Below are 24,181 nucleotides of genomic sequence, written 5' to 3'. Positions count from 1 at the left end.
ACCCATTACGATTATAATTTTAGCCATCAAATTAAAAACTGATGGCTATTTTTTTACAGTGATTTCAGTTCCTACAACACCAGCATAAAACACCATTATCTCGGCGGGTATATCTCCTTTGTTTTCTCCATAATGATACTTGTTTACCAATTCTATAATGCTATCGCCAGCTTTCAATTCCAACACATTATTTTTATCATCAATTACAGTAAGAACTCCCGTGATTAAAACGCCAGCATTAATCACTAAATGTTTATGCAAATCTAGTTTTTGATGTGGCGGTATCACAATTTTTAAAATGGTAATTTTTGGTTGACCATTTGGATAAGCGGGAAGCGTATCTCCATTCCAACTTTGAGTGCTTTCTGCTATTTTAGTGACTTTAATATTATCCTCGCTCTTTTGAGAAAAGGCATTATACGTAAAACCTAAAAGCAGTATGATGATTAGAATTTTCTTCATTGTCTTATTTTATTCAACCAGTTTAAATAGCGAAACTGGATAAAAATAATTATGGTTTAAAATGATTTAATTCTAATTAGCAATCCAGTTATTGTTCTTCAAATCTGCATCCATAAAAATACCACCATCAATTGCAATGCTCATAATTTCAGTTCCAGTTCTTATGGTTAAAACAATTTGCTTCTGGTTTTTCTCCCAGATAGCAGGAGTTTGATGGTAGGTGTTTACACTTCCATCAATATGAGTAACTAATACATCAAAAGGAACTGCAAAACCACCAATATTATTGATATATAGCTCTTGGGTATCTTTTGTTTTTTGAACCACTTTGTTTAAATCTAAATCGATATAGTTAGGGGTGTAAAACCAGTTGTAAAAAAACCAATCAAGGTTTTTACCAGAACCGCTTTTCATCGAATTAAAATAATCCCAAGGAATTGGATGTTTTCCGTTCCAATTATTCATGTAAGTGTGTAATGCTTTTTTAAACAAATCATCGCCTAACATGTCTTTTAAAGCTAAATAGCTTAAGGAAGGTTTACCATAAGAGTTATTTCCAGCACCAAATTTCACGTCTGGAGATGGAGTTATAATTGGGTTTTCATTGGTGTGAGGTCCATTGATCCATCGCTTCACCCTAAAATTTTTGTAAAATTCGTCGGCAGCTTTTTTACCATTTTCAGAAATGCCGATTAAATATTCTAAAGTTGTAGCCCAGCCTTCATCCATAAATGCATAATAACTTTCATTAATGCCCATATAAAAAGGAAAATAGGTATGTGCTTGTTCATGATCTTGAACCAATTGAGCAAAGTTAAATCTGTTTCATGGCTATCATTAACCATCATTGGATATTCCATATCTGCAAATCCTTGTACGGCAGTGCTCTTAGAAAAAGGATACGCTACTCCTGGCCAGTTTTTAGAATACCATCCCAAAGCGTATCGGCTGTTTCTTACTGATAAATGAAAGTCGGCAGAACTATCTGGGAATGCTGCTTGTACACTTGCCCTACGTTTTTTTGCTTCATCAACAATTACGCTACTTGCATCCCATACATAATGATTGCTAATTGCCGTAGTAACATCGCTGATATTATTTGCCTTGAAAACCCAGGTATTGGTATTATTTTGATTTGTAATTGTTTTTGTATCTAAATCTTTTTGGGTAACTATATTTATAACTGAATCACTGCTTAAAGATGTTTCTAATTTATTTGCAAACTCTTGCTCAAGCACATCTGTTGGATTTTTTAAATCTCCAGTCGCCCAAACTATAAAGTTTTTTGGTACAGTCACATTTAAAGAGTAATCATTGAAATCATTATAAAACTCTAATGAACCCAAATGAGGTTGTTTGTCCCAACCTTTATAATCATCGTAAACAGAGACACGAGGGTAAAAATAGGCTAAGAAAAATGTAGTAGAATCTATAGCGCCATCTCTTCCTCTGCCAGAAGAAAGTTGATAATGCCAATCAATGGAAAGTTTTACAGAATCATGGGGCATTAAGGTTTTAGCTAACGGAAACATATAATTAGTTGTAGTTGCCATTTCATTATTCCATGATGCTATTTTACCATTTACTTTTATTTGATCTACAGTAATTCCCAAATCTGGATTTTCCACTCCATTTCTTCCTCTACGGTGAACATTAACAATTAGCTTCATGTTTAAGCTATCCAATTTATCTGGACTATTATTAAAATAGGTTATTTCTTCTTTACCTGCAACGGTTTTATTTGGAGGATTAACATTGATGGAAATATCATATCGCCCACGGTTTTGCCAATAATTTTTACCGGGTTTACCATTTTCACTTCTAGTTTGTTTTGAGAATGCATTTTGAATGTTAGAAGGCTTGGTTAATGTTTGTGCATTAACACTTAATCCAAATATGAATGGAAGTATGATTAGATACAATGATTTAGACATAGTTATTATTTTAATCTAAGTTATAAATTGAATGGGTTTCTAAAAATATGTATGATAAAAATTACATAGTTTATCATAAGTATTATTAAATGAGAAGAGCAAATTGATGTTTTCAATTTGCTCTTCATAGCTATATGTTTTTTTAACCTAAATGAGACCTGAGCATCCAGGCAGTTTTCTCATGTTGCTCCATTAAGCCTGTTAAATAATCGCTGATACCTTCTGCTCCAAACTTTTCTGCAATCGGTTTAATGTTTTCTCTTAAAAAGATGATGATGCTTTCATGATCTTCTAAAAGTTCTTTAAAAAGATTTTGGCTATCAAACTTTCCATTTAACTTTTCTGATAGATGGCTGAACTTAATAAATTGACTTAAATCGCCTATGGCATAATGACCTACAGAACGTATTTTTTCTGCAACGTTATCTACAATAATTTGTTGATCATTATATAACTCTTCTAAATAAACATGAACGGTATGAAAATCAGGTCCCGTTATATTCCAATGAGCATTTAATGTTTTTGAATAAAGGATAAACTCATCTGCTAAAATTTTATTTAATTGTTCGGCAATGTGCTCCCTGTTTTTATCGGTAATACCAATGTTTGCTTTTTTCATTATCTTAAAATTTATGCTTGCTATTAATAATTTATTAGCACAGTTTATTTACAGGAAAAATCATACCATAATTTAACTACAGGATTAATTTTTATAACACAAATGTAAAATTGATTTTAGCTAACGATATAACTAATAGGAGGGATGTAATTATTAATATGGTTGATCAAAATTTGGACTTACTATTATCAAATCCACTCTTTCTATTTAATTTGATAATTGTATTAGAGATTATTCTTAATAATATGGAAGAATAAATAACCAATAATCTTGAGTTGTTTTAGAGAAATTTCTTTTAATGCAAAAAGCCTAAATGGGGTTTCCATTTAGGCTTTCATAATTTGATAAAAATGATTAACCGTTTTTCTTAGCAGTTACCTCATTACGAATATCTTGAGCTAAAACTTTAGATTGTTGCATAGCATTACGCAATCTAGTTCCAGCTGCTTTATTTCCTTTGTCAAAAAACGCTGTTGCATCTGCTTCAGCTGAAGAGATCAATTCCTTTAATTCTTTAAATTTGTCCATGTTATAAGATTTAATTTTTGTTAATATTCAAAACGAAGATATTTAACTTTTTTTTATAAACAAACGATTTTTAGGTATTTAAGAAAAAAAATATCCACAAAAACATGCTTATAAACAAATGATAAGGTTTATTGAGACTAAAGTATAGATTTTATATTAAAGTCCGGTATTGTTTCTAAACATTTTTATCGCAATAGCTAAAAGAATAATTCCAAATGCCTTTCTTAATATGTGTAGACCTGTCGGCCCAAACAGTTTTTCTATCCTTAATGAATTTTTTAATACCAAATAAACGAACAATAAATTAATAATTATACCACATAAAATATTCACTGTGTTATATTCAGCCTTTAAGGATAATAAGGTTGTCATTGTGCCTGCACCAGCAATTAAAGGGAAAGCCAAAGGTACAATAGAGACAGCCGCGGGGATTTCTTCTTTAAAAAAATTGATACCTAAAACCATTTCCATGGCAATGATAAAAATTACTATTGAACCTGCAATTGCAAATGATGAAATATCTAAACCAATGATAGCCAACAAACCTTCTCCCAAAAAAAGAAATATGATCATTAGTGCTAATGAAACCAATGTTGCTTTTTCAGATTGAATGTGACCACCAGCTTTTTGTCGTAAACCGATAATAATAGGGATGGAACCCAAAATATCGATAATAGCAAACAAGATCATGGTTACAGATAAGATCTCTTTTATATTAAATTTATTCTCCATATCCTAAAATTAAAAAATTAAGTCAAATTAAAATGAAAGCTAAAAAAAAGACCGTCTCGCTTTTAGTTCGAGACGGTCTTTTAAATTTTATGTTAATTATTAGTTTTTACCTTCTTTATCATCTTTAATAAAATCAACAACTACAGGCGAGGCCACGCAGATAGAAGAGTAAGTACCAAATATTACTCCAATTAATAATGCGAAAGAGAAACCTCTAATTACCTCACCACCAAATAAGAATAAGACAGCCAATACAAATATTACCGTTAAGGCAGTAATTACAGTACGACTTAAAGTACTATTGATCGCATCATTAATCACAACCGACATTTTATCTGTTTTAGCATGATGTTGTCCTAAGAATTCTCTAATCCTATCAAAAACAACTACAGTATCGTTAATAGAATAACCAATTACCGTTAATATTGCTGCTATAAATGCTTGATCTATATCTAAAGAAAATGGTAATATTCCGTTAAATAATGAGAAGAAAGAAAGTACCAATAAAACATCATGTACCAAGGCTACTAGAGCACCTGCACTGTAAGACCATTTTCTAAATCTTACGAAGATGTATAAAGCAATTGCCAATATAGAAAGACCAACTGCATAAATTGCCGATATTTTAATATCATTTGCAATGGTAGGTCCAACTTTTTGCGAGCTTTCAATATTTGATTTATTAGATGATATTTTAGCTAAGCCTTCTTTTAATTTAGTTTCTACCAATTGATCAGCATTATCTGCTTGGTTATCAATCATGTAAGGGGTAGTTAATCTTATTTGATCATCGCTTCCAAAAGTTTTAACTTCAGTTGCTACACCAAATGCAGTATTAAGTGCATCCCTAACTTCTTCCGTATTTACTGATTTTTCAAATTTAACTACATAAGTTCTACCACCTTTAAAATCAACCCCTAAACTAAATCCTCTAACGATGATTGAAATGATACCTAACGTTATAAATAAGCCTGAAATGGCATAGAAAATTTTACGTTTTCCTACAAAATTGTAATTAGCATTTTTGAAAGTATGATTGCTCCAAGGATTACCAAATTTAATCGGCATTTCCTTTTTCAACATCCATTCAAAGATCAATCTTGAAATTAAGATGGCTGAGAACAATGAAGTAACAATACCTATAATTAAAGTAGTGGCAAAACCTTGTATCGGGCCAGAACCAAATACGTAAAGGATAATACCAGTAATTAATGTAGTTACCTGACTATCTAAAATGGATGGCATTGCATGTTTGTAACCATCAGAAATAGCTAATCTTAAAGATTTACCTAAATTTAATTCTTCTCGCACACGTTCGTAAATTAATACGTTAGCATCAACAGCCATACCTAATGTTAACACGATACCTGCGATACCTGGAAGCGTTAAAACCGCACCTAATGATGCCAATACACCCATTAAGAAAAACACGTTGGTAAATACTGCAATATTAGCTACCGTACCTGCTCTATTGTAATAGAACATCATGAAAACCAAAACTACAATTAAACCTACCACGGCAGATGTTAATCCAGAACTGATTGCCGCAGCGCCTAATGATGGGCCTACTATTGCTTCCTGTACAATTTTAGCTGGAGCTGGAAGTTTACCTGCTTTTAATATATTGGCTAAATCTTTTGTTTCATCTACAGTAAAGTTACCTGATATAGAAGATATACCATTCGGAATCTCTCCTGAAACTCTCGGAGCTGTGTAAACAGAATTATCTAAAACAATTGCGATTGATTTGTTATCATCTTCACTTTGCTGATTACCTGCTGCTGCTAATGTTATTCTTTTCCATTCTCTTGCACCATCAGATTTCATTACCATAACCACTTCTGGATTACCACGTTGGTCAAAATCTTCACGAGCATTAGAAATTACATCACCTGCTAATGCTGGTTCTCCGTTTGCACCCGTTGCTTTAATTCCGAAAAGTTCAAATACTTTAGAATCTGCAGACATAGATTTTACGCTCCAAAGTAATTTTAAATTTGAAGGCAAAAGTGTCTTAACATCTTCTTCGTTAAAAATAGAGTTGATTTTGGCAGTATCTAATTCTTGAGCATAACCTACTGTTGGACCAGGGCGTAAACTTTGTTGTCCGTCTTGACCTTGAAAAGTAGCTGGAGATAAAACAGCGAATAAAGGATTGGTTTTTGCCAATGCATCGCTTTTTAAAGAATCTTTACCAGTTGTATCTCTTTTAGCATTTAATAAAGCAGGTTTGTCATTAGCTGCTTTTGCAGTTGAATCAGTAGCGCTAAGTGTTGGCTTAGTAGCTGTTTTAGGTAATTTTGCTGCTAATATATTATTGATATTTTGCAATATTGGGAAGATCTCCTGGTTATCAAAAGTTTCGTAAAACTCCAATTTAGCAGATCCAGAAAGTAATTTACGAACACGTTCTTTTTCTGTAACACCAGGAAGTTCTACTAAAATACGGTTAGAACCATCTTGTAATTGGATATTTGGTTGTGTAACCCCAAACTTATCTATACGAGTTCTTAAAATGTTATAAGATCTTTCTACTGCTGAAGTTGCTTGTTTATCTAAAAATGACTTAACTTCATTATTAGAAGCATTCAATTTAAGATCTGTAGCGTTTTCTTTAGTTGCAAAGAAGATAGAAAGTTTGCCACTTGGACTTAATTTTTCATATTCTGAAACAAAAAGAGAGATTAAACCTTCTTGGCTTGTTGCTAATCTAGCTTCTGCATTACGCAATGCTTGATTAAAAGTAGCATCAGAAGGATTGTTGGCCAAACTTCTTACCAATTGAGATAATTCAATCTCCATGGTTACGTTCATACCGCCTTTTAAATCTAGTCCTAAAGGAATTTCTTTTTGTTTACAATACTGAAAAGTATGGTTAAACAATGGATAAACCGGTTGGTTAGAGATAGAATCTAAGTATCTTTTCTCTTTAATTGGATCACCTTTAGCGAATTCTTTGGCATCATTTTCGACCTTGTTGGTAACGAAAGTAAAAGAAAGCGCATATAAACATAGAAGTGTTAATACAATTGCTGCAAACTTGATAATTCCTTTGTTTTGCATTTTTAGTTTAATTGATTTGTGTAATTCTGATTTAAAAATTCAAGAGGGCAAAGCTAATTAAATTTTTAATTTATAAAATTCTTAAAAATTAAATTATTAGCATTTGATTAATGGCGCTTTAAGATTAGAAAAGAATAATCAAAAGCGTGTTTCTCGTCTTTTTGATGGTCTTCTTTAAAAATAACCTCCCAATCTAAAGCATCTATGGAAGGGAAAAAGGTATCTGCGTTAAACTGATGATGAACCTTTGTTAGATAAATTTGATGAATTAAAGGCAAAGCTTCTCTGTAAATCTCACCGCCTCCAATTACGAAAGCCTGTTCTTCATTGGCGCAAGCATTTAAAGCCTTTTCTAAACTATTAAAAACTTCTACTCCTTCAATCTTTAAATCTTTTTTTCTGGTGATGATGATATTTCTGCGGTTTGGCAAAGGTTTCCCAATAGAATCATAAGTTTTACGACCCATTATTACGGTATGGCCTGAGGTGGTTTTTTTAAAAAACTTTAAATCGTTTGGCAAATGCCAGAGTAATTGGTTGTTTTTACCGATTCCGTTTTCTGAATCTGTGGCAACTATTAGGGATAAACCCATAAATCCCCCAAGGGAGACTTCTTTTTCCTCTTTGATATTCATTGTTTTTTTAGATTTTAAATCGAATTGACTTAAAATGTGACGGAAATTTATGGAGTTTTTAGACTTAAGAGTTATAAAAAAAATTAGGGCTTTAGTTTAACTATTTTATCATCTCGCATCACTACAATAACTGAATTCTTCTGCTTTTTAAACTCAATCATTTTCACGTAAGACTTCTCCAGTCCTTTAATAATTTTATCTCTCAATTCATTTTGCTCTTTTATAGTTGTCATATTGTTTTATTATTTTATTGAACTAATTTATTTTCAAAGGCATACATAAGCCCTTTTTCTGTTACCGCAACTGTACTATAATCATTTGTAAAAAAGCACTTGACAAATCCCATTTTATTTAGTTTTAAAATCGATATTTTAAAAAGCATAGGAGATATTTTAAGTTCATTAATTATAAATTTAGATAGAACATATAATTCTATCCCTTGTTTTTCTATTATTACAGAAAGTATAGAATCAAGGAGTTTTGAGTCATCTTCCAATTTTTCTTGAACAATAGGTTTGAAAGGATTATTACCTATTGCAGGTTTTTCAAATAATGGAGAATTGTGAATAGACCTAACTAATTCATCATAACTGAATTCGAAGTCATCTTCTTTTGAAAAATTGATGTAAAGCTTACTTCTTAAAAATGTAGGGACTTCTAAAGTTCCGCTTTGTTTAATAATTGGAATAATTTTATTTGCATCAATATTTTTCATAAGACTAGAAGTAATAATCATTTTTTCATAACCAACTCCTCCTTGACCTTTATTAGCTTTAGCGACGTATTTATCTGTGCAAATCATTAAAATTTTATTAGCAGAGGCTAAATGAGTTTCCATAAAGTGTGGTAAATCTGCACCCGGTTGTAATTCAAATTGATCTAATATTGCATCAATTCCGTTATTGCGAAGCCTAGTTGCTAATTGCAAAGCCCATTTTTTATGCTCCTGTGTGTCATGAGAATATGAGATGAATGCTTTTGGTATTATATTCATAATTTGCAATTATATTCTTAGAGTATTTCTAATGATGAAATTTTAATAATGGATAATAATCCCCTTTAGGGGTTAAGGGGTTTTAAACCGCCACAGTTCCCTTAATATGCGGATATGGTTCATAGCCCACCAACTCAAAATCTTCAAACTTAAACCCGAAAATGTCTTTTACTTCAGGGTTGATTTTCATGGTAGGTAAAGCTTTTGGTTCGCGAGACAATTGCAGGGTGGTTTGCTCTAAATGGTTGTTATATAAATGAGCATCGCCTAAAGTATGCACAAAATCTCCGGACTGTAAATTGCAAACCTGGGCAACCATCATGGTTAATAGCGCATAAGAGGCAATGTTGAAAGGAACGCCCAAGAAAATATCTGCGCTTCTTTGGTATAGCTGACAGCTTAATTTACCAACTTTTTCTCCCTTTACGGGATTTGGGGGTGCAACGTAAAACTGGAAAAAACTATGGCAAGGAGGCAAAGCCATATTTTCTATTTCGGCCACATTCCATGCAGATACAATAATTCTTCTAGAATCGGGGTTGTTTTTAATTTGGTTAATAATATTGGTAATCTGATCAATATGCTTACCATCTGGCGTAGGCCAAGAACGCCATTGAGAACCATATACCGGGCCTAAATTTCCGTTTTCGTCAGCCCATTCATCCCAAATCTTTACACCATTTTCCTTTAAATATTTGATGTTGGTATCGCCACTTAAAAACCAGATCAGCTCGTGGATGATGGATTTAAGGTGCAGTTTTTTGGTGGTCACCATCGGGAAACCTTCGGCTAAGTTGAAACGCATTTGATAACCAAAAACACTTAATGTTCCTGTTCCTGTTCTATCGTGTTTTTGGGTGCCATTATCTAAAACATGGCGCATTAAATCTAAATATTGTTTCATTTTGTTTTATTAAAAACCCTTAGACTCCGCTCAGGGTGACATGCTATAAGTGCGTTAACGATAGGAGTGACATCCTTTTTTGCTCATTGCCACCCTGCAAATGGCAAAAAAGATATAACGGATAGCGTGTTAAAACGCCCAAATCATTTTTTAAAAATACATTCTAAATTCCAACCTAAGCTTATATTCCTACAAATTAAATTAATCTATATTTGCCATCCTATTAATGTGCAAAACCTCTTAATTGTTAATATTGATGATTACTTTTCCAAACGCCAAAATCAATATCGGTTTAAACATCACCCATAAAAGAACGGACGGTTATCATAATTTGGAGACTATTTTTTACCCTGTTAAAATTAAAGAAGCTTTAGAGGTTATTGAAAGTGCTGAAATGGATTTCGAGACTTCGGGGATTGAAATTCCTGGACCTGCAAATGATAATCTGTGTTTGCAGGCTTATCAGTTAATGAGAAAAGACCATGATTTACCCAACATTAAAATACACCTCCATAAAAACATACCAATTGGTGCAGGTTTAGGAGGTGGTTCTGCCGATACTGCCTTTTTTATCAAATTGATTAATGATAAATTTGAAATGCAACTTTCTGATGAAAAGATGGAGAGTTATTGTAGACAATTAGGTGCCGATTGTGCTTTTTTTATCCAAAATAAACCTGTTTACGCTTTTAATAAAGGGGATGAATTTGAACCCATAACCTTAGATCTTTCGGATTATCATTTGGCTTTAGTGATGCCACCGGTTCATGTTTCTACTGCAGAAGCTTATCGCGGAGTAACTCCAAAACAACCCAAACGATCTTTAAAAGAGTTGATTAAAATGCCCATTGAAGAATGGCAGAGTAAAATTACCAACGATTTTGAAGACCACATCTTATTAAATCACCCTCAAATAAAAAAAGTAAAACAAGATTTATTGAGTGCTGGAGCATTATTTTCTATGATGAGTGGGAGCGGAGCATCGGTTTATGGCATTTTTAAAGAGAAAGTAGATTTAAGTTTTTTAGAAAAAGACAATTTGGTTTTTAGCGATATACAATGAGCAATCCCATACATAAAGTTTTAATAATTGGGACTGTTTTCCCAGAACCTGCTTCATCTGCCGCAGGGAGTAGGATGGTGCAGCTGATAAAAGCTTTTAGCGCCCAAAACTATCAAATTACTTTTGCCAGTGCTGCTGCAGATAGTGAGTTTATGGTAGATCTAGCCTCATTGGGCGTAGAAAAAGTGAGTATTAAATTGAACGACGAGAGTTTTGATGAGTATGTGAAAACACTAAACCCAGACTTGGTTTTGTTTGATCGCTTTATGACGGAGGAACAATTTGGCTGGCGGGTTACGGAACATTGTCCCGATGCCATTAAGGTTTTAGATACCGAAGATTTGCATTGTTTAAGAGCAGGAAGGCAAAGGGCATATAAGGCGAATGAGGAATTTTATTTGGATGATCTGCTTTTAGAGGATGTTGCTAAACGGGAAATAGCCAGTATTTTACGTTGTGATCTTTCCTTAATTATCTCTACTTATGAGATGAGGGTTTTAAAGGAAATATTTGTGATTGACGAAGCCCTGTTGCTTTATCTGCCATTTATGTTGCCCGGCATTACTCCAGCAATAAAAGCGGAATGGTTGCCTTTTGAAGAGCGAGAACATTTTATCAGCATCGGGAATTTTTTACATGAACCCAATTATCAAGCTGTTTTGTATCTTAAAACCGAGATTTGGCCACTCATTAGAAGAAAAATGCCAACAGCCCAAGTCCATGTTTACGGAGCTTATGCGAGCGATAAAGTAAACCAGTTGAATAATGTTAAAGAAGATTTCCTGATCAAGGGGCGGGCGAAGGATGTGAACGAGGTGATGGGCAAAGCCAAGGTTTGTTTATGTCCGTTGGTGTTTGGTGCTGGTTTAAAGGGAAAATTGGTGGATGCCATGCAAAACGGAACGCCAAATGTGAGTACTCCAATTGCAGTAGAAGGGATGCGTGAGGGTTTAACCTGGAGCGGTTTTGTGGCTAATACCCCGAAAGATTTTGCTGATGATGCCGTAAAGTTGTATGAGAATGAGGATATGTGGAACAAGTTTCAAGCTAATGGAACAACCATTATCAATCAGCTGTTTGACGAAAAGAACTGGAATGCGAAATTTATATCTACTTTAAAAAGGCTCAACCAAAATATTCAGGAGCACAGAAAGTATAATTTCTATGGAGCCATGATGCAACACCATACCCAAATGAGTACCAAATACCTTTCTAAATGGATTGAGGAGAAGAATAGGGTTTAGGTGGTTTGTTAGTTTGTTAGGTGGTTAGGTTTAGTTTGTTAGTTGGTTAGGGAATTGTTCTTAGTGATTAGTTCATTAGGGATTAGTTAATTAGTTTTTAATTTTTTATTTGAAAGCCAAACCTTATACCTGCTTGTAAAACAAAACCATTATAATTAAAGCCATAAATAGGCTGCTCATAATTTCTATTTCTCTCTAACAATTCATTTCGTGAACTCATTTTATAACCATAACCAAAATACGTATCTAATAAAATATTGGTGTTCCATACTTTATGATAGCCAAAATTAGCAAATAGAAAACCCGAATTTATAGGGTATTTAGTTTCTGATTCTCCAAAAGTGATATACTCAATACCATCTTCAATATAAGAATAAAAAGCATCGCCTTTTACGGCAAACTCTAAAGTTCTTAAAGTTATCCCTGGAGAGAAGTAAAAGCTGGTCAGTTTTTCAGTCGGCTTTAATTTTAATTTATAAGCCAAGTTGATTCCGCCACCAGAAACATAATCTTTTTCGGCTTCATCGTCATTTATGTTTCTGTAAAGAAGGTCGGTTTTTCCGTTTATAACTTCCAAGCCAACAACAAATGCCGAAGATTTTTCTTTTTGCTGAATCTCTGCATCAAATCTAACGGTGTTATTCATCAAAAATATAGGCTGAAAACTGATACTTAATGGGAATTTACTTTTTGCATCAGCATCTGTACTAACCTTTCCTAATTGGGCAAACAATTTAACTTGAATGATTAGAAAGCAAAAAATTAGCAGTATGATTTTTTTCATTCTTATTATTTAAACCCAATTTTAATACTACTCAATAAAACAGGTTCTTTTCCACTGTAATCATATTGCGTTAATCCATTTTCACCAATCAGCATCAATAATTTACCTATGGCAATGGCATCATTTGCTTTCACATCAATAATCCCTTTTGGTATAAGATTTACGTTATCTGTAGCATCAAACCATTTCACATTATCATCACAAACAAATAAATCGTTACCGTTTAAAGCTAACCCTTTAGGATTATTCATAGGATAGATTTTAGCTACTTTTGGTAATTTCTTATCCTTAATATCAATCACTTCTAATTGCGTAAGCCCTCTAGAACATCTTGTAGCACCAGAACTTAAAGTGATGTATGCGTAATTTTCGTTTGCTACTACAGGATCACAACTTAAAATATGTCTGTATTGGCTCAACTGTTTTGGAGCGAGCGGATTGCTAATATCATAGATATACATACCGGTTTCACTACCTAAAAACAAAGTGTTTCCTAATGGAAAAATGGTTTCAATACCAAAGCCAAAAGGCTTGTCTACTTTATATATTGGATTACTAGCTTCAGATATATCAAATATTTTTACATCTGTTTTTGTTACCGTGTAAAGATTATCGCCAACAATTGCAAACCTAGCTAAAGAACCAGCTGTTCCAGTACTAAATCCATCTGAAGAAGAAGTTGAACTGCCTGCGTCTTTACTACAAGAAGCAATCAAAAAAATCAGGATGATGTAAAGTATATTTCTCGTTTTCATATTTATTTTTTTGTCCAGCTTACGATAATAGTATTTGGTGGCCTGTTTGTTAAATTAAATTTAGATGGAATCACGCCACCATCAGGCGGTGCAACTTCAGGAAATACATTTTCAATCCTCTTTACTATTGCTAAATTTCCTTTTTCATCTTCCAATAAATTAATAGCTATTAAATCTATTGCATTATCAACATATAAAATATTCTCTTTAATGGCCATATCCACACAACCAGGTACAGCAATATAACCTTTGTTAACAGGTAATTTTGGATTACTATTATCAATGATATGTACGCCTTTAAAACGCTCACTAATAAAAATAAAATTATCTTTATAATAGATTTTGGCTGCATCACCGATATTTGTTGTTGGCTTTAACCTTACGGATGTTGAAAGGCTACTTCTTGAAAGTAATACTGGGACATAATCTGTGTAAGAGACGGGAGTGTTAGAACCAATTGGGGTACAAGCCGATATAAATAAAACGGCAATGATAAAAAAGATTGATTTTTTCATATATAGTATCCTATAATTTAATGACAATTACGATGAAGTATCATGGGTTGATACATCGATTAAATATTTCATAGTTAGTTAACAATAAATTAACACCATCTTTTGACGGTTCATTCGTTGAAGCTAAACTAGTTTTAAATCATAAAAAACGATGCAAAATAATACACTCTCAAAATTCATCATCGCCTATAGGAGAACCGTCAGGCATTGCAATAGGTTCTGGTAATTTAAAATCTTCTGGATGTTCTTCAAATCTTTTTATTCTATTTAAAATGAGTTGAGATGTTCCAGCGTTTATACCTGTTAATCTTATATTACAAATGCCTTTAATATCATTAATAGCAGATAACAATCTGGCTTTTACATTCTCAGATGTTCTGTTAGCGCCTAATGTGTTTAAGATTTGGTTAACGGTAAGCACTTGAACCATCCTCGCTATTTCCCCTTTTAAATTATCCTGGCTAATATATGAAGATTTAAAAGTCTGATTAATTAACTGACCTAACATGCCTTCTAGTGAAGGTTGTTTATTGTCTCTGGCATGGTGCTCAATAATTCTTTCTAACCTTTCTGGGTTTAATAAAAAGTTTAAAGTAGTTCCCGTTAAAGATTCTGCAGGAGATAAGGCATCAAATGTTAAGCCTGTATTTGTTTTAAAAGTTTCCCTGCTCCTTGGATATCCAATTGGTCTGGGAGGTATATTTGCAATCAAACTTTCTGGTAATATTAAATTATCCGGAGAAATAACCGATAATAATTTATCAAATGCTTGCTGCTGAACCTGTGGATTAACAAATGAAGTCACCAGTTGTCCATCACCTTTTAGGGCAAAAGTATAATTTAAGCCTCCCACAATTTTAGATACCGCTTCTATTTGGTAACGATGCAACAAATAAATAGGAACCAAAGCTTCTTCAATGGTTGCCATTGGCATTCCTGTTTTAATGGCTTTATCAGAAAACTTGTTTAAAATGGTTTTTCTAATATTCATCAGAGTATCTAAAGTTGCTATTGGATCTTTTCCATCGTCCCATAAATGTGCTGCCGGATGAGCACTACTTTCTGGACGGGAATCTGCATCAGAAATAAAGCTAAAACCCTGTTTTAAAGTCTCTTTAAAGATGTTATTTAAAGCTTCTTCTTCATTGGTTTGTTTTGGGAAATCCTGATAACCATAAAGAACTGCCCGTTTATCCCAACTCCCAATACCAACTGCATAAGTGTCAGATAAGTCAATATTTCCTTTTGCATCCATTTTGATGTGAGGAAAAGGGTAATCCATTACAGATGCCCGATTGTTTGTACTGGCAGCAAAATTATGCTGTATTCCTAAAGTATGTCCAATTTCATGAGCTGCTAACTGCCTGATTCTTGCTAAAGACATTTTCATCATTTGGTCTTCTTGCTGCTTTTCATCGCCGTAAGGCAATAATAAACCAGTTGCAATTAAATAATCCTGCCTCACCCTAAGCGAACCTAAAGAAACCTGGCCTTTAATAATTTCTCCAGTTCTAGGGTCGGTAATGGATTCGCCATAAGACCAACCACGGGTAGAACGATGTACCCATTGCACCAGATTATAACGAATATCCATTGGGTCGACACCTTCTGGAAGTAATTTTACCTGAAAAGCATCTTTGTAACCCGCAGCTTCAAAAGCCTGATTCCACCATTTGGCGCCATCCATCAAAGCAGAGCGAATGGGTTCTGGCGCACCTCTATCAATATAATAAACAATAGAATTTACGGCTTCACTAACGGCTGCAGATGGGTCTTTTTTCTGTAAACGGTGACGAACCATCAGCTTTTTAACGATATTTTGATCAATAGGTGTGGCATAATCCATAAAATCCAGGTTATAAAAACCAGCCCTTGGGTCAAATTTTCTAAACTGATAATTGCTATCTGGTAATTCTATAAAAGATTGATGGGTATGAACGGTTACATTATCAGGGTCTGGCGTTACCGAACGTATTTCCCTCCCTTTTGCAGTTCCTGTTAAGGTAATGATAGATTCAAACTCGGTGTTTTTAGGGAAATTTTTGGTGTTTTCTAAATAAATAGCAGAACGAGATTCATCTGTTTTATAACTCCCTTGCCCCATGGCAGCCAGCTTATCTCCAATTTGGTGGACGTCCCTCATTAAAAAAGGAGTCAAATCTATCAACACTTTATCACCATCCATAGCCTCGGCTTTAAAGCCAAAAATTACAGAACTTGCAAAAGCCTGTTCAACAGAGTTTTTCTCGTCGATATTATTGGTAATGGCCCTGTAATCATAATTGGGTTGTTGTAAAAGTACTTTGGGACCAATCTTCACAAACTTTAAAATCTTATTCCCGCCAATCTGGCCACGGTCTAAACCTAAATCATTAGAACCTACACCAAAAGGTAAAGAGGTCACATACAGAAATTCCTGATTAAATTTATCTATCTCTAAATAGATTTTACCCGAGCTATCATCCCAATAAAAATTAAAATAACCAGGATATTTTGTAAATTCTTTGGTTTTGTTTTCGATGTTTTGAGCCTGAATAGGAACAGTTTGGATAAACAAACCGATAAATAGTAAATAGATAATTTTACGCATTTTAATGATTTAGATTCCTAAGATAAATATTTAAGCTATTAATTAATTGTAAAAAATTGCTGGAGAGAAAGAAAGGCTCATATTTATAGGGCGATTATTTTAATTTTGTGAAATGGCAGAAGATTTAACCATTGTTAACGGAGACAAGATCGCTCAATATCAATCTTTAATCCCTCAAATAGCAGCGCTTATTAGTTATGAAACTGATTTAATGGCTAATTTGGGAAATGTTTGTTCGGCGTTGAAAGAGCAATTCGGTTGGTTTTGGGTAGGTTTTTATTTGATCAAAGAAGATGAATTGGTGCTCTCGGCTTTTCAAGGTCCGGTGGCCTGTACAAGGATTGCCAAAGGAAAAGGAGTTTGCGGAACGGCATGGCAAGCGGCGAAAACACTTATTGTTGCAGATGTTGATGCATTCCCAGGGCATATTGCTTGCAGCAGTCTTTCCAGATCTGAAATGGTGTTGCCTATTTTTAAAGATGATGAGGTGATTGGAGTTTTAGATGTTGATAGTGAGCAACTGAACCATTTTGATGAAGCAGATGAAAAAGGATTACAGGCTATTTTAGCCCTGATCAAATTTTAATGACAAATTTATATGATTAGTTAACCACCCCCAACCCCCGCCAGCGGGGGACACTTATATGATGGGAAAGATATGGCAGTGCATTTTATCGTTTTCAATAGCAAGGTATTCCCTCTGGATGGAGGTATGGGGAGGTAAATTTTTAGTTTTATAATTAAATAGAGATATTTTAAAGTAGGCTAATCTACCAAAACCCCACAGATGGGGACACTGGCTTAAATCGTAAACAATTAAGTTTATCCAAGAATTGAATTGAGTTTAATAAGAGTCCATTTTCTTTCGTACATTTAAAACCAATCCTATCATTTATCACAATCTATAAAAATGAAAAATCATCTTCAAATACTATCCATTAAAAAGTTGAAACCCCTCAAAATTATTATAAACACAAAAATATATTTATACTTTCTACTGTTTATTGGCCTTAGTGCTTGTCAGAATAATAAACCAACAGAAAGCACCAATTCTGCATCAAAGGATAGTATTGCGGTGGTGCAAACAGATACAGTCGCAGTTACACCAGTTAGTGAAGTTAGTTATGCTTTGGCGCTAAGCCCTAATGCTTTACAATTGGTAAATCAAAATACTGGTGCAACTACAGAAATGAGTTTTGGGATGCAGTTTGATGATGCGGTAGAGACTTTAGAAAAGGTTTTAAAATTAAAACCTAGTGTAGGGATCAATAGCGAATGTGGTGCTGGTCCGTTAAAGATGGCAACTTGGGATAATGGCTTAACCTTGCTTTTTAAAGAAAAAAACAAAGAATGGTTATTTGAGGGTTGGGCGGCAAATAAAGCCAAAAACCCAGAAATGAAATTAACTAACATGGCTGGCGTTGGAATTGGCAGCACCAGAAAAGACATGGAAAGTGCAACCGTGATTGAAGTAGAAAAAACATCATTAGGTTATGAATTTTCTACAAAATCTGATGATCTATTCGGAATTTTTGATGGAGCTGGTGAAAATGCAAAAATTACTGCTTTGTGGAGTGGAATTAGTTGTAATTTTAGATAGTTGATTTTTTAAAAGAAATAAGCAATCATCGTAAAATTATCTGAAACTTTTTAATCATCATTTTGTTAACTTCATCAATGATTATTTTAGTCTTTATGACATTGTTATCTGCTTAAAATTAATTAATTAAATTAGTATTTTAATTTAACATGTCAACATTCAATTTCTTTGACCATTATATAGAAAAGATTAATTCTTTATGGATTAAACTGATTGGTAATCAAAGCGAATTTCATTTAGAAAACAGGATATTCCATTCTATAAGTCTTAGCATCATTTGTTTAGCAGCTATATACATCCCTTATAATTTTTATGCTGGGCTATACATTTCTTCCTTATCAGCTTTAATTGTAGGGTTCATTTACTTTTATCAATATTATAATTCCAGGTATTTAGGTAAACCACATAATGATACGTTATTTGCTTTAACGGGGCTATTTATTTTTGGTGTCAATTATTTTTCTAATGCTGGTATAAATGGATCAACTGATATCATTTGGCCTACCTATCTGCTATTGCTCTTTGCGGTTTCGCATTATCGCCATCATATCAATTGGCTAATCATCTATATTGCCTTTTTCCTGATCTTACACCTGATAGAATTTACCTATCCCAATTTAGTACAAAATCCTTTTATAACTAAAAACGCTCATTTTACAGATAGAATTACAGCAATACCACTCGCTATATTGGTAATTTATATCTCCTTTAACTTCATTAGACGCAGCTACGATAAAGAAAGAAAACTAGTGCTTGAAAAAACTTTGTTACTTTCTAAAAGTAATGAACAGATACTTATCCAGAACGAGTTATTGGAGAAAAGCAATGCCGATAAGAGTAAATTAATGTCCATTATATCTCATGATCTTCGTTCTCCTTTGATGAATATCCAAAGTTATTTAATACTGTTAAATGAGTATGAAATGGACAGCAAAGAGCGCAATCAAATAGAAAATACCTTACTTAAATCTACTGAAAATGCTATAGATATGCTTTCTAATATTTTGCATTGGTCAAAATCACAAATGGAAGGCCCTAATGCACAGCCAATACCAGTAAATCTGAAAACAGTTCTATTAAGTACCATAGAGATGGGAAAGATAGCTGCTGTAAAAAAGGAAATTATTTTTAATCATAAATTATGTGATGAAATGAATGTGATTGCAGATGTAGATATGCTTCAATTAGTCATTAGGAACCTCTTGGTTAATGCGATTAAATTTACCCCAAAAGGAGGGCAGGTTGATATTATTGCCGAACGTTCATTAAACGAATGCAAAATTACGGTTGCCGATAACGGAGTAGGTATTCCAAAAGAAAAACAGCGATCTATTTTTTCTATCCAAACAAAGCCGGCTTATGGTACCAATAAAGAAGTTGGAGTAGGTTTGGGATTAGCATTATGCAAAGAATATGTAGACCTTCAAAATGGTAGGATAGACTTTATAAGTGATGAGGCAACAGGCACCCAATTTTTTGTTTATTTACCAATTGCAACTGATATTTAAAATTGGTTGGTCATTATCTTTAACTATTAAATTTTATTTTCTGTTATCAACCCTTTAAAAAATTAAATTTGAACTCATCAAATTTATTATCCATATCAATATCCATGTTATCAGCATACCAAATTCAAAAAGTTAATGAAATAGATCAAATAGTATTTGATTTTTTTAAGCTCCATCCAAAAGTGAAAGAGATACAGTGCAAAGATTTAATGGAGATTTTTGTTAAAGAAAATGTGTTTAATAAAGACTATAAAGAGGGTTTACCCTTAAGGGATTTTCTAAAAAAAGTAGAAGAGAGTGATCAATTAGCGTTGTTTAAAAAATCCACGCTTTACAGAAATGAAGAGAACAGATATTGGTATTTTAAAAAGAAATCAAAGAAATAGTTCTACATCATAAAATTCATTTTTTATCTACTTAAGATAATTAACAGTAGCCATAGAATTATTAAACTACCAATTTTGAATTGAAATCTGTTAAGGTTTGATATAGCTTTTTAATTTCAATTGGTTTGCTTAAGAAGCCATTAAAATGGGATGAATTCTCTTCACGACTTTCAGCAGTGATATCTGCGGTTAACGCAAAAATAGGTGTAAATTGATTGATGTTTTTATCTTCCCTGATCTGTTTGGTAGCGTCAAAACCGTTTAGTTCTGGCATATGGATATCCATTAGTATAAAATCATAAGCAACCAATTTTGCTTTTTCTACGGCTTCTATTCCGTTTATTGCATGGTCTGTATTGATACCCCAATTTGATAATACCTTCATAGCAACCATGGCATTGATTTGATTATCCTCAGAAAGAAGAATCCTTTTTCCTTTTAAATGATCTTGCTCTTGAGCGGGCAATTCATGTACTAAGGCATCCCTTTTTAATTGTAGTGTAAATTGAAATTTTGTACCAATGCCAACTTTACTTTTAAAAGTGATTTTACTGCCATAAATAGCAATGATCTTTTTTACTATAGCAAGACCTAAACCTGTACCTACATGTTTTTTTGTGGTGATGGATTTTGGCTGAGAGAATGTCTCAAATATCTTGTCGTAAAAATCTTCTGAAATGCCAGCACCTGTATCAGAAACCTCAAAACTTATACTGTCTTTCTCTCCAAGTTCTTTAATCTTACTCACTTTTAAAGTCACTGAACCTTTGTCGGTAAATTTAATTCCATTACTAATCAGATTATTTAAAACCTGAGATAATTTAGTCTCATCTAACTCATACCAACCTTTGATCTGATCATCTACCTCTAAATTTAATTTAATGTTTTTTTGTTTTGCATCTAATTCATAGGTGGTAATCGTTCGTTTTAAGATGGTTTTTAAATCTTTAGGGCGTAAATCAATCACCACTTTTCCATGGTCCAGTTTAGTGAAATCAAGGATGTCATTTATGATCAGTAATAGATTTACTGAAGCTGCATTTAACGAGTCGATTAAATTTTTATCATCACCAATGTATTTTTCACTTAAAATTGTACTGATGGTGGTTATGGCATTTAATGGCGTACGAATCTCATGACTCATGGTAGAAAGAAAATCTTGTTTGATACGGGCAGACTGTTCTGCTATATCTTTTTTCTCTAAAATTACGGCCTTTTCTTTCCTCAGTTGTTCATCTTTTTCAAGCGATTTCATTTTGGTAATTAAATCGTAGCTTTTGATGATTTGTAAGGTTTGGGTATTGATTACTTTTTCTTTTTGGGATAAGTAAAGTTCTAAATAATACAACGCATCCAAACGCTTGTTTTCTTGTTTTGCAATTTGATACAACAAAAAATTACTTTTGAATTTGATGATCATCGTATTATACGTTTCACCAATTCTTATTGCCTCTAATAGTGTTTCCTTAGCCTCTTTAAGTTTTCCCCATTTAAGGTAAAGTAACCCTAATTTTTGGTAGGCCATTCCCAAACCAAGTTTCTCACCTGATTTGATGTGTATTTCAATAGATGTTTTAAAATCTTTTTCTGCAAGTTCATAATCACCTGTAAAAGTGTATATTTTAGCTCTGCCATAAATTGCAAATGCCAAACCGCGTATATCTCCATTTTGATTTTTTAACTCAATAGATTTATCTATCAGTTTAAAAGCTTTATCTACTTTTGATTGTTTTAGATAAATACCTGATAAAGGGTTATATACATTTGAGAGTAAGCTTTTATTGTTAATTTTATTGGAGGCGACAATGGCTTTTTTATAAGAAGAAATGGCATTGCCCTCATCCCCAAAATATTCATAAATAGTTCCTAAAGATTTATGTACTCTGGCTTGATTAAAATAGTCGTTATTTTTTTGATAAACGGTTAAACAATCCATTAAATTTATTAAACCTAAATGGTAATTATCAGTTTTATAATGGATGCTCGCAATGTTGTAAGAAGCATCTGCAAGCCCATTTTCATCTTCTAATAATTTAAAAACCAGAATAGATTTCTTAGCCATAGACATGGCTTGCTTATAAGAACCACTAATCATATAAAATAAAGAAAGCTGGTTTAAACTTTTCCCTATTAAAAATTGATCGTTTAAAATTTTGCTTATTGCTAACGCTTTGGAGGATAATCTGATACTTTGTTTTAAATCATAAATACGGCATGCGTAAGAGTCTTTTAAGAGCTTTTTTACCTCATTTATAATTAAAATATTGTTATCCATCTCTAATTGAACTGATATGTTTGGGTTATACGTTTAAACATTCAAAAATGTTTATAAATCACTAATCTAAACCGTAAATAATTTTATAAATCACATTCTCATCAATAAAAATAAATGTTTATCAACGTTTTACTATACCATCAACAGCTGGTTTTTTTAAAGTCTCAGATACTGTCCATCCTGTACCGTACATCCAATCTGTCATCTTTTTTAATTTGGTAATATCTATTGCAGCCGACTCATCTTTTGGGGTATGGTAATCTGGATGCAATAAAGTAGTAAAAAAAATAGCTGGAATACCGGCTTGGGCATAAGGCAAATGATCACTCCTGAAATACCAAAATTCTGGATGTGAGGCTTCATCCCATGAAAAATCAACTTTAAAATGAGTTAGTTTTTCATTTGTTTTTAAAGCCATGTTAACCAGATCTGATGAATTTTTATGGGGAGCAATACTTCCTAGCAAAGCTGCGGAATCAGGATCGTTTCTACCAATCATATCTCCGTTTAAAACAGCAACAATCTTGCTTTTATCAATATTTGGATGATTTACAAACCATCTTGAACCCAATAATCCTCTTTCTTCGGCTCCATGCCATATAAATAATGCAGAACGTTTTCCAGGTTTAGAAATCCATGCCCTTTCCAATAGCCAACATCGCCACAGTTACAGATGCATTATCATCTGCACCATTCCAGATAGAATCTCCATTTATTGCAGGGCCAACGCCATCATGATCATGGTGACCGCTAAAAAGCACAAATTCATTCTTAAGCTGAGGGTCTGTTCCAAAAGCTTTTGCAATGACGTTAACACTAGGATATTCGAAATTTTCTTCCTTAAAATCCAAATTGATATGGGCATTGCCATTACTCAATTGGCTTTCAAATTCATCACTTACCAAAATTGAGGGTGTTTTAACTTTTGGTTTGTCCATGCCATCAATTAAGTACAAACCTTCCTCAAAATTATGGCCTACAAAGGCAATTGCCTTCCTGACCGTTTTATCAGCCACAAAAATAATTGCTTTTACACCTTTGCGTTGTAAAACTTGACTTTGCTGGCGCATGGCCGAAGCTGTGTAGCGATATCCCCACAAGCTCATACCTGATGCTGGCAATGGTTTTGGTGCCTCTATTTTTAATGCAACAATTTTATTTTTTAAGTCCTGGACAGTATCTGCCATAGAGCTTAACCATTTAACATCAGCATCTAATTGAGAATTTGTGGGTTGTGTGGGCCAAACTTCTTTCCAAAGATTTAAAGATTTATTATTTAATGTAAAACTACTATTGCCAGCTATACGAGTTCTGTTGATGTTAAAAAACTGAAAATAAGTACCATCATCTCCAGCAGGTTTTAACCCTGCTTCTTGTGCTTTTTGGGCTACCCAAACAGCAGCTCTCATTTCGTCTAAACTTCCAGCTCGTCTTCCTCGAAAAGCATCTCCAGCCAAATCAAAAATATCTCTGTTTAAATCTGCGGTTTTTATTGATGATAATGCTGGTGGGGAAATTTGCGCTTTAATGTTAAAGCAAATGAAAAATAAATTGAAAAGAATGATGTTAAGGCGTTTTCTCATTTTGCAA

At 33.3% G+C, this 24,181-nt stretch carries 24 protein-coding genes; 6 read left to right on the top strand and 18 right to left on the bottom strand.

What is annotated here, in order from left to right; genetic code table 11:
• Positions 1–45 precede the first annotated feature (45 nt).
• The 11 genes from A5893_RS16220 to A5893_RS16180 form a co-directional block, all read right to left on the bottom strand.
• Entirely contained in the window at positions 46–462 is a 417-nt protein-coding gene (locus A5893_RS16220) for a cupin domain-containing protein (protein ID WP_068823638.1), read from the bottom strand.
• 72 nt (positions 463–534) lie between these two features.
• Positions 535–1,221, bottom strand: coding sequence for a M1 family aminopeptidase (locus A5893_RS18135; RefSeq protein WP_232456879.1), 687 nt, complete (start codon positions 1,219–1,221; stop codon positions 535–537).
• On the bottom strand, positions 1,164–2,396 hold the full coding sequence (locus A5893_RS16215; RefSeq protein WP_232456878.1) for a gluzincin family metallopeptidase: 1,233 nt from the start codon (positions 2,394–2,396) through the stop codon (positions 1,164–1,166). Before A5893_RS16215 ends, A5893_RS18135 begins: the two co-directional genes overlap by 58 nt.
• A 142-nt stretch (positions 2,397–2,538) precedes the next feature.
• A complete protein-coding gene (locus tag A5893_RS16210) occupies positions 2,539–3,015 on the bottom strand; it encodes a Dps family protein (RefSeq protein ID WP_068823637.1) in 477 nt (158 codons plus the stop codon).
• A 354-nt stretch (positions 3,016–3,369) separates the two neighbouring features.
• A complete protein-coding gene (locus A5893_RS16205; RefSeq protein WP_068823636.1) occupies positions 3,370–3,543 on the bottom strand; it encodes a histone H1 in 174 nt (57 codons plus the stop codon).
• 156 nt (positions 3,544–3,699) lie between these two features.
• On the bottom strand, positions 3,700–4,275 hold the full coding sequence (locus A5893_RS16200) for a MarC family protein (RefSeq protein ID WP_068823635.1): 576 nt from the start codon (positions 4,273–4,275) through the stop codon (positions 3,700–3,702).
• Between the two features lie 99 nt (positions 4,276–4,374).
• Complete coding sequence (gene secDF, locus A5893_RS16195) at positions 4,375–7,338, bottom strand: protein translocase subunit SecDF (protein WP_068823634.1); 2,964 nt, start codon at positions 7,336–7,338, stop codon at positions 4,375–4,377.
• A 107-nt stretch (positions 7,339–7,445) separates the two neighbouring features.
• Positions 7,446–7,973: a dihydrofolate reductase gene (locus tag A5893_RS16190; protein WP_232456877.1), complete on the bottom strand. Its 528-nt coding sequence runs from the start codon at positions 7,971–7,973 to the stop codon at positions 7,446–7,448.
• 83 nt (positions 7,974–8,056) lie between these two features.
• Positions 8,057–8,206 (bottom strand): hypothetical protein, encoded by a 150-nt coding sequence (locus A5893_RS17950; RefSeq protein WP_198342347.1) that lies wholly within the window; start codon positions 8,204–8,206, stop codon positions 8,057–8,059.
• Positions 8,207–8,220: 14 nt separating this feature from the next.
• Positions 8,221–8,967, bottom strand: a complete 747-nt coding sequence (locus A5893_RS16185; RefSeq protein ID WP_068823633.1) for a toll/interleukin-1 receptor domain-containing protein — start codon at positions 8,965–8,967, stop codon at positions 8,221–8,223.
• An 82-nt stretch (positions 8,968–9,049) separates the two neighbouring features.
• On the bottom strand, positions 9,050–9,871 hold the full coding sequence (locus A5893_RS16180) for a thymidylate synthase (RefSeq protein ID WP_068823632.1): 822 nt from the start codon (positions 9,869–9,871) through the stop codon (positions 9,050–9,052).
• A 256-nt stretch (positions 9,872–10,127) separates the two neighbouring features.
• On the opposite strand from A5893_RS16180, the gene ispE reads away from it, so the two are divergent.
• Positions 10,128–10,934 carry a 4-(cytidine 5'-diphospho)-2-C-methyl-D-erythritol kinase gene (gene ispE / locus A5893_RS16175; protein WP_068823631.1) on the top strand — a complete coding sequence of 269 codons (807 nt, stop codon included), beginning with the start codon at positions 10,128–10,130 and terminating at the stop codon, positions 10,932–10,934.
• Positions 10,931–12,178, top strand: coding sequence for a glycosyltransferase (locus A5893_RS16170; RefSeq protein WP_068823630.1), 1,248 nt, complete (start codon positions 10,931–10,933; stop codon positions 12,176–12,178). Before ispE ends, A5893_RS16170 begins: the two co-directional genes overlap by 4 nt.
• Positions 12,179–12,275: 97 nt before the next feature.
• Here the strand turns inward: A5893_RS16170 and A5893_RS16165 are convergent, their stop codons facing one another.
• The 4 genes from A5893_RS16165 to A5893_RS16150 form a co-directional block, all read right to left on the bottom strand.
• Positions 12,276–12,962, bottom strand: coding sequence for a hypothetical protein (locus A5893_RS16165; RefSeq protein WP_068823629.1), 687 nt, complete (start codon positions 12,960–12,962; stop codon positions 12,276–12,278).
• Between the two features lie 5 nt (positions 12,963–12,967).
• Positions 12,968–13,717, bottom strand: a complete 750-nt coding sequence (locus tag A5893_RS16160) for an LVIVD repeat-containing protein (protein WP_068823628.1) — start codon at positions 13,715–13,717, stop codon at positions 12,968–12,970.
• 2 nt (positions 13,718–13,719) lie between these two features.
• Positions 13,720–14,232 carry a hypothetical protein gene (locus A5893_RS16155; protein WP_068823627.1) on the bottom strand — a complete coding sequence of 171 codons (513 nt, stop codon included), beginning with the start codon at positions 14,230–14,232 and terminating at the stop codon, positions 13,720–13,722.
• A gap of 169 nt (positions 14,233–14,401) precedes the next feature.
• Entirely contained in the window at positions 14,402–16,822 is a 2,421-nt protein-coding gene (locus A5893_RS16150) for a zinc-dependent metalloprotease (protein ID WP_068823626.1), read from the bottom strand.
• Between the two features lie 112 nt (positions 16,823–16,934).
• On the opposite strand from A5893_RS16150, the gene A5893_RS16145 reads away from it, so the two are divergent.
• The 4 genes from A5893_RS16145 (at position 16,935) to A5893_RS16130 (ending at position 20,316) form a co-directional block, all read left to right on the top strand.
• Complete coding sequence (locus A5893_RS16145; protein ID WP_068823625.1) at positions 16,935–17,408, top strand: GAF domain-containing protein; 474 nt, start codon at positions 16,935–16,937, stop codon at positions 17,406–17,408.
• 324 nt (positions 17,409–17,732) lie between these two features.
• Positions 17,733–18,422 (top strand): hypothetical protein, encoded by a 690-nt coding sequence (locus tag A5893_RS16140; RefSeq protein ID WP_068823624.1) that lies wholly within the window; start codon positions 17,733–17,735, stop codon positions 18,420–18,422.
• Positions 18,423–18,571: 149 nt separating this feature from the next.
• Complete coding sequence (locus tag A5893_RS16135) at positions 18,572–19,930, top strand: sensor histidine kinase (RefSeq protein WP_068823623.1); 1,359 nt, start codon at positions 18,572–18,574, stop codon at positions 19,928–19,930.
• 104 nt (positions 19,931–20,034) lie between these two features.
• Entirely contained in the window at positions 20,035–20,316 is a 282-nt protein-coding gene (locus A5893_RS16130; protein ID WP_068823622.1) for a hypothetical protein, read from the top strand.
• Positions 20,317–20,377: 61 nt separating this feature from the next.
• Here A5893_RS16130 and A5893_RS16125 read toward each other — a convergent pair whose 3' ends face one another.
• From A5893_RS16125 to A5893_RS16120, 3 genes are all read right to left on the bottom strand, one after another.
• Positions 20,378–22,591 carry a tetratricopeptide repeat-containing hybrid sensor histidine kinase/response regulator gene (locus A5893_RS16125; RefSeq protein ID WP_068823621.1) on the bottom strand — a complete coding sequence of 738 codons (2,214 nt, stop codon included), beginning with the start codon at positions 22,589–22,591 and terminating at the stop codon, positions 20,378–20,380.
• Positions 22,592–22,712: 121 nt separating this feature from the next.
• Positions 22,713–23,240 carry a M28 family metallopeptidase gene (locus A5893_RS17570; RefSeq protein WP_157687583.1) on the bottom strand — a complete coding sequence of 176 codons (528 nt, stop codon included), beginning with the start codon at positions 23,238–23,240 and terminating at the stop codon, positions 22,713–22,715.
• The gene (locus tag A5893_RS16120; protein WP_094336738.1) at positions 23,218–24,174 is read right to left on the bottom strand and encodes a M28 family peptidase; all 957 of its coding nucleotides are present in this window, start codon (positions 24,172–24,174) and stop codon (positions 23,218–23,220) included. The genes A5893_RS17570 and A5893_RS16120 overlap by 23 nt, the downstream gene beginning before the upstream one ends.
• Positions 24,175–24,181: the final 7 nt, after the last annotated feature.

This window comes from Pedobacter psychrophilus, from assembly GCF_001652725.1.
Lineage (GTDB): Bacteria > Bacteroidota > Bacteroidia > Sphingobacteriales > Sphingobacteriaceae > Pseudopedobacter > Pseudopedobacter psychrophilus.
The sequence above is the reverse complement of the archived record's forward strand: the minus strand, read 5'-3'. Positions and strand labels throughout refer to the sequence as shown.

Bases quoted from the DNA above. Each gene is read 5' to 3' on its own strand.
- A5893_RS16180 (WP_068823632.1), bottom strand. From the start codon at position 9,871: ATGAAACAATATTTAGATTTAATGCGCCATGTTTTAGATAATGGCACC.
- A5893_RS16205 (WP_068823636.1), bottom strand. From the start codon at position 3,543: ATGGACAAATTTAAAGAATTAAAGGAATTGATCTCTTCAGCTGAAGCA.
- A5893_RS16165 (WP_068823629.1), bottom strand. From the start codon at position 12,962: ATGAAAAAAATCATACTGCTAATTTTTTGCTTTCTAATCATTCAAGTT.
- A5893_RS16120 (WP_094336738.1), bottom strand. From the start codon at position 24,174: ATGAGAAAACGCCTTAACATCATTCTTTTCAATTTATTTTTCATTTGC.
- A5893_RS16210 (WP_068823637.1), bottom strand. From the start codon at position 3,015: ATGAAAAAAGCAAACATTGGTATTACCGATAAAAACAGGGAGCACATT.
- A5893_RS16220 (WP_068823638.1), bottom strand. From the start codon at position 462: ATGAAGAAAATTCTAATCATCATACTGCTTTTAGGTTTTACGTATAAT.
- A5893_RS16160 (WP_068823628.1), bottom strand. From the start codon at position 13,717: ATGAAAACGAGAAATATACTTTACATCATCCTGATTTTTTTGATTGCT.
- A5893_RS16150 (WP_068823626.1), bottom strand. From the start codon at position 16,822: ATGCGTAAAATTATCTATTTACTATTTATCGGTTTGTTTATCCAAACT.
- A5893_RS17950 (WP_198342347.1), bottom strand. From the start codon at position 8,206: ATGACAACTATAAAAGAGCAAAATGAATTGAGAGATAAAATTATTAAA.
- A5893_RS16170 (WP_068823630.1), top strand. From the start codon at position 10,931: ATGAGCAATCCCATACATAAAGTTTTAATAATTGGGACTGTTTTCCCA.
- A5893_RS16155 (WP_068823627.1), bottom strand. From the start codon at position 14,232: ATGAAAAAATCAATCTTTTTTATCATTGCCGTTTTATTTATATCGGCT.
- A5893_RS16125 (WP_068823621.1), bottom strand. From the start codon at position 22,591: ATGGATAACAATATTTTAATTATAAATGAGGTAAAAAAGCTCTTAAAA.
- A5893_RS16185 (WP_068823633.1), bottom strand. From the start codon at position 8,967: ATGAATATAATACCAAAAGCATTCATCTCATATTCTCATGACACACAG.
- A5893_RS16140 (WP_068823624.1), top strand. From the start codon at position 17,733: ATGAAAAATCATCTTCAAATACTATCCATTAAAAAGTTGAAACCCCTC.
- A5893_RS16130 (WP_068823622.1), top strand. From the start codon at position 20,035: ATGTTATCAGCATACCAAATTCAAAAAGTTAATGAAATAGATCAAATA.
- A5893_RS16200 (WP_068823635.1), bottom strand. From the start codon at position 4,275: ATGGAGAATAAATTTAATATAAAAGAGATCTTATCTGTAACCATGATC.
- A5893_RS16215 (WP_232456878.1), bottom strand. From the start codon at position 2,396: ATGTCTAAATCATTGTATCTAATCATACTTCCATTCATATTTGGATTA.
- A5893_RS16145 (WP_068823625.1), top strand. From the start codon at position 16,935: ATGGCAGAAGATTTAACCATTGTTAACGGAGACAAGATCGCTCAATAT.
- A5893_RS16190 (WP_232456877.1), bottom strand. From the start codon at position 7,973: ATGAATATCAAAGAGGAAAAAGAAGTCTCCCTTGGGGGATTTATGGGT.
- A5893_RS16135 (WP_068823623.1), top strand. From the start codon at position 18,572: ATGTCAACATTCAATTTCTTTGACCATTATATAGAAAAGATTAATTCT.
- secDF (WP_068823634.1), bottom strand. From the start codon at position 7,338: ATGCAAAACAAAGGAATTATCAAGTTTGCAGCAATTGTATTAACACTT.
- ispE (WP_068823631.1), top strand. From the start codon at position 10,128: ATGATTACTTTTCCAAACGCCAAAATCAATATCGGTTTAAACATCACC.
- A5893_RS18135 (WP_232456879.1), bottom strand. From the start codon at position 1,221: ATGGGCATTAATGAAAGTTATTATGCATTTATGGATGAAGGCTGGGCT.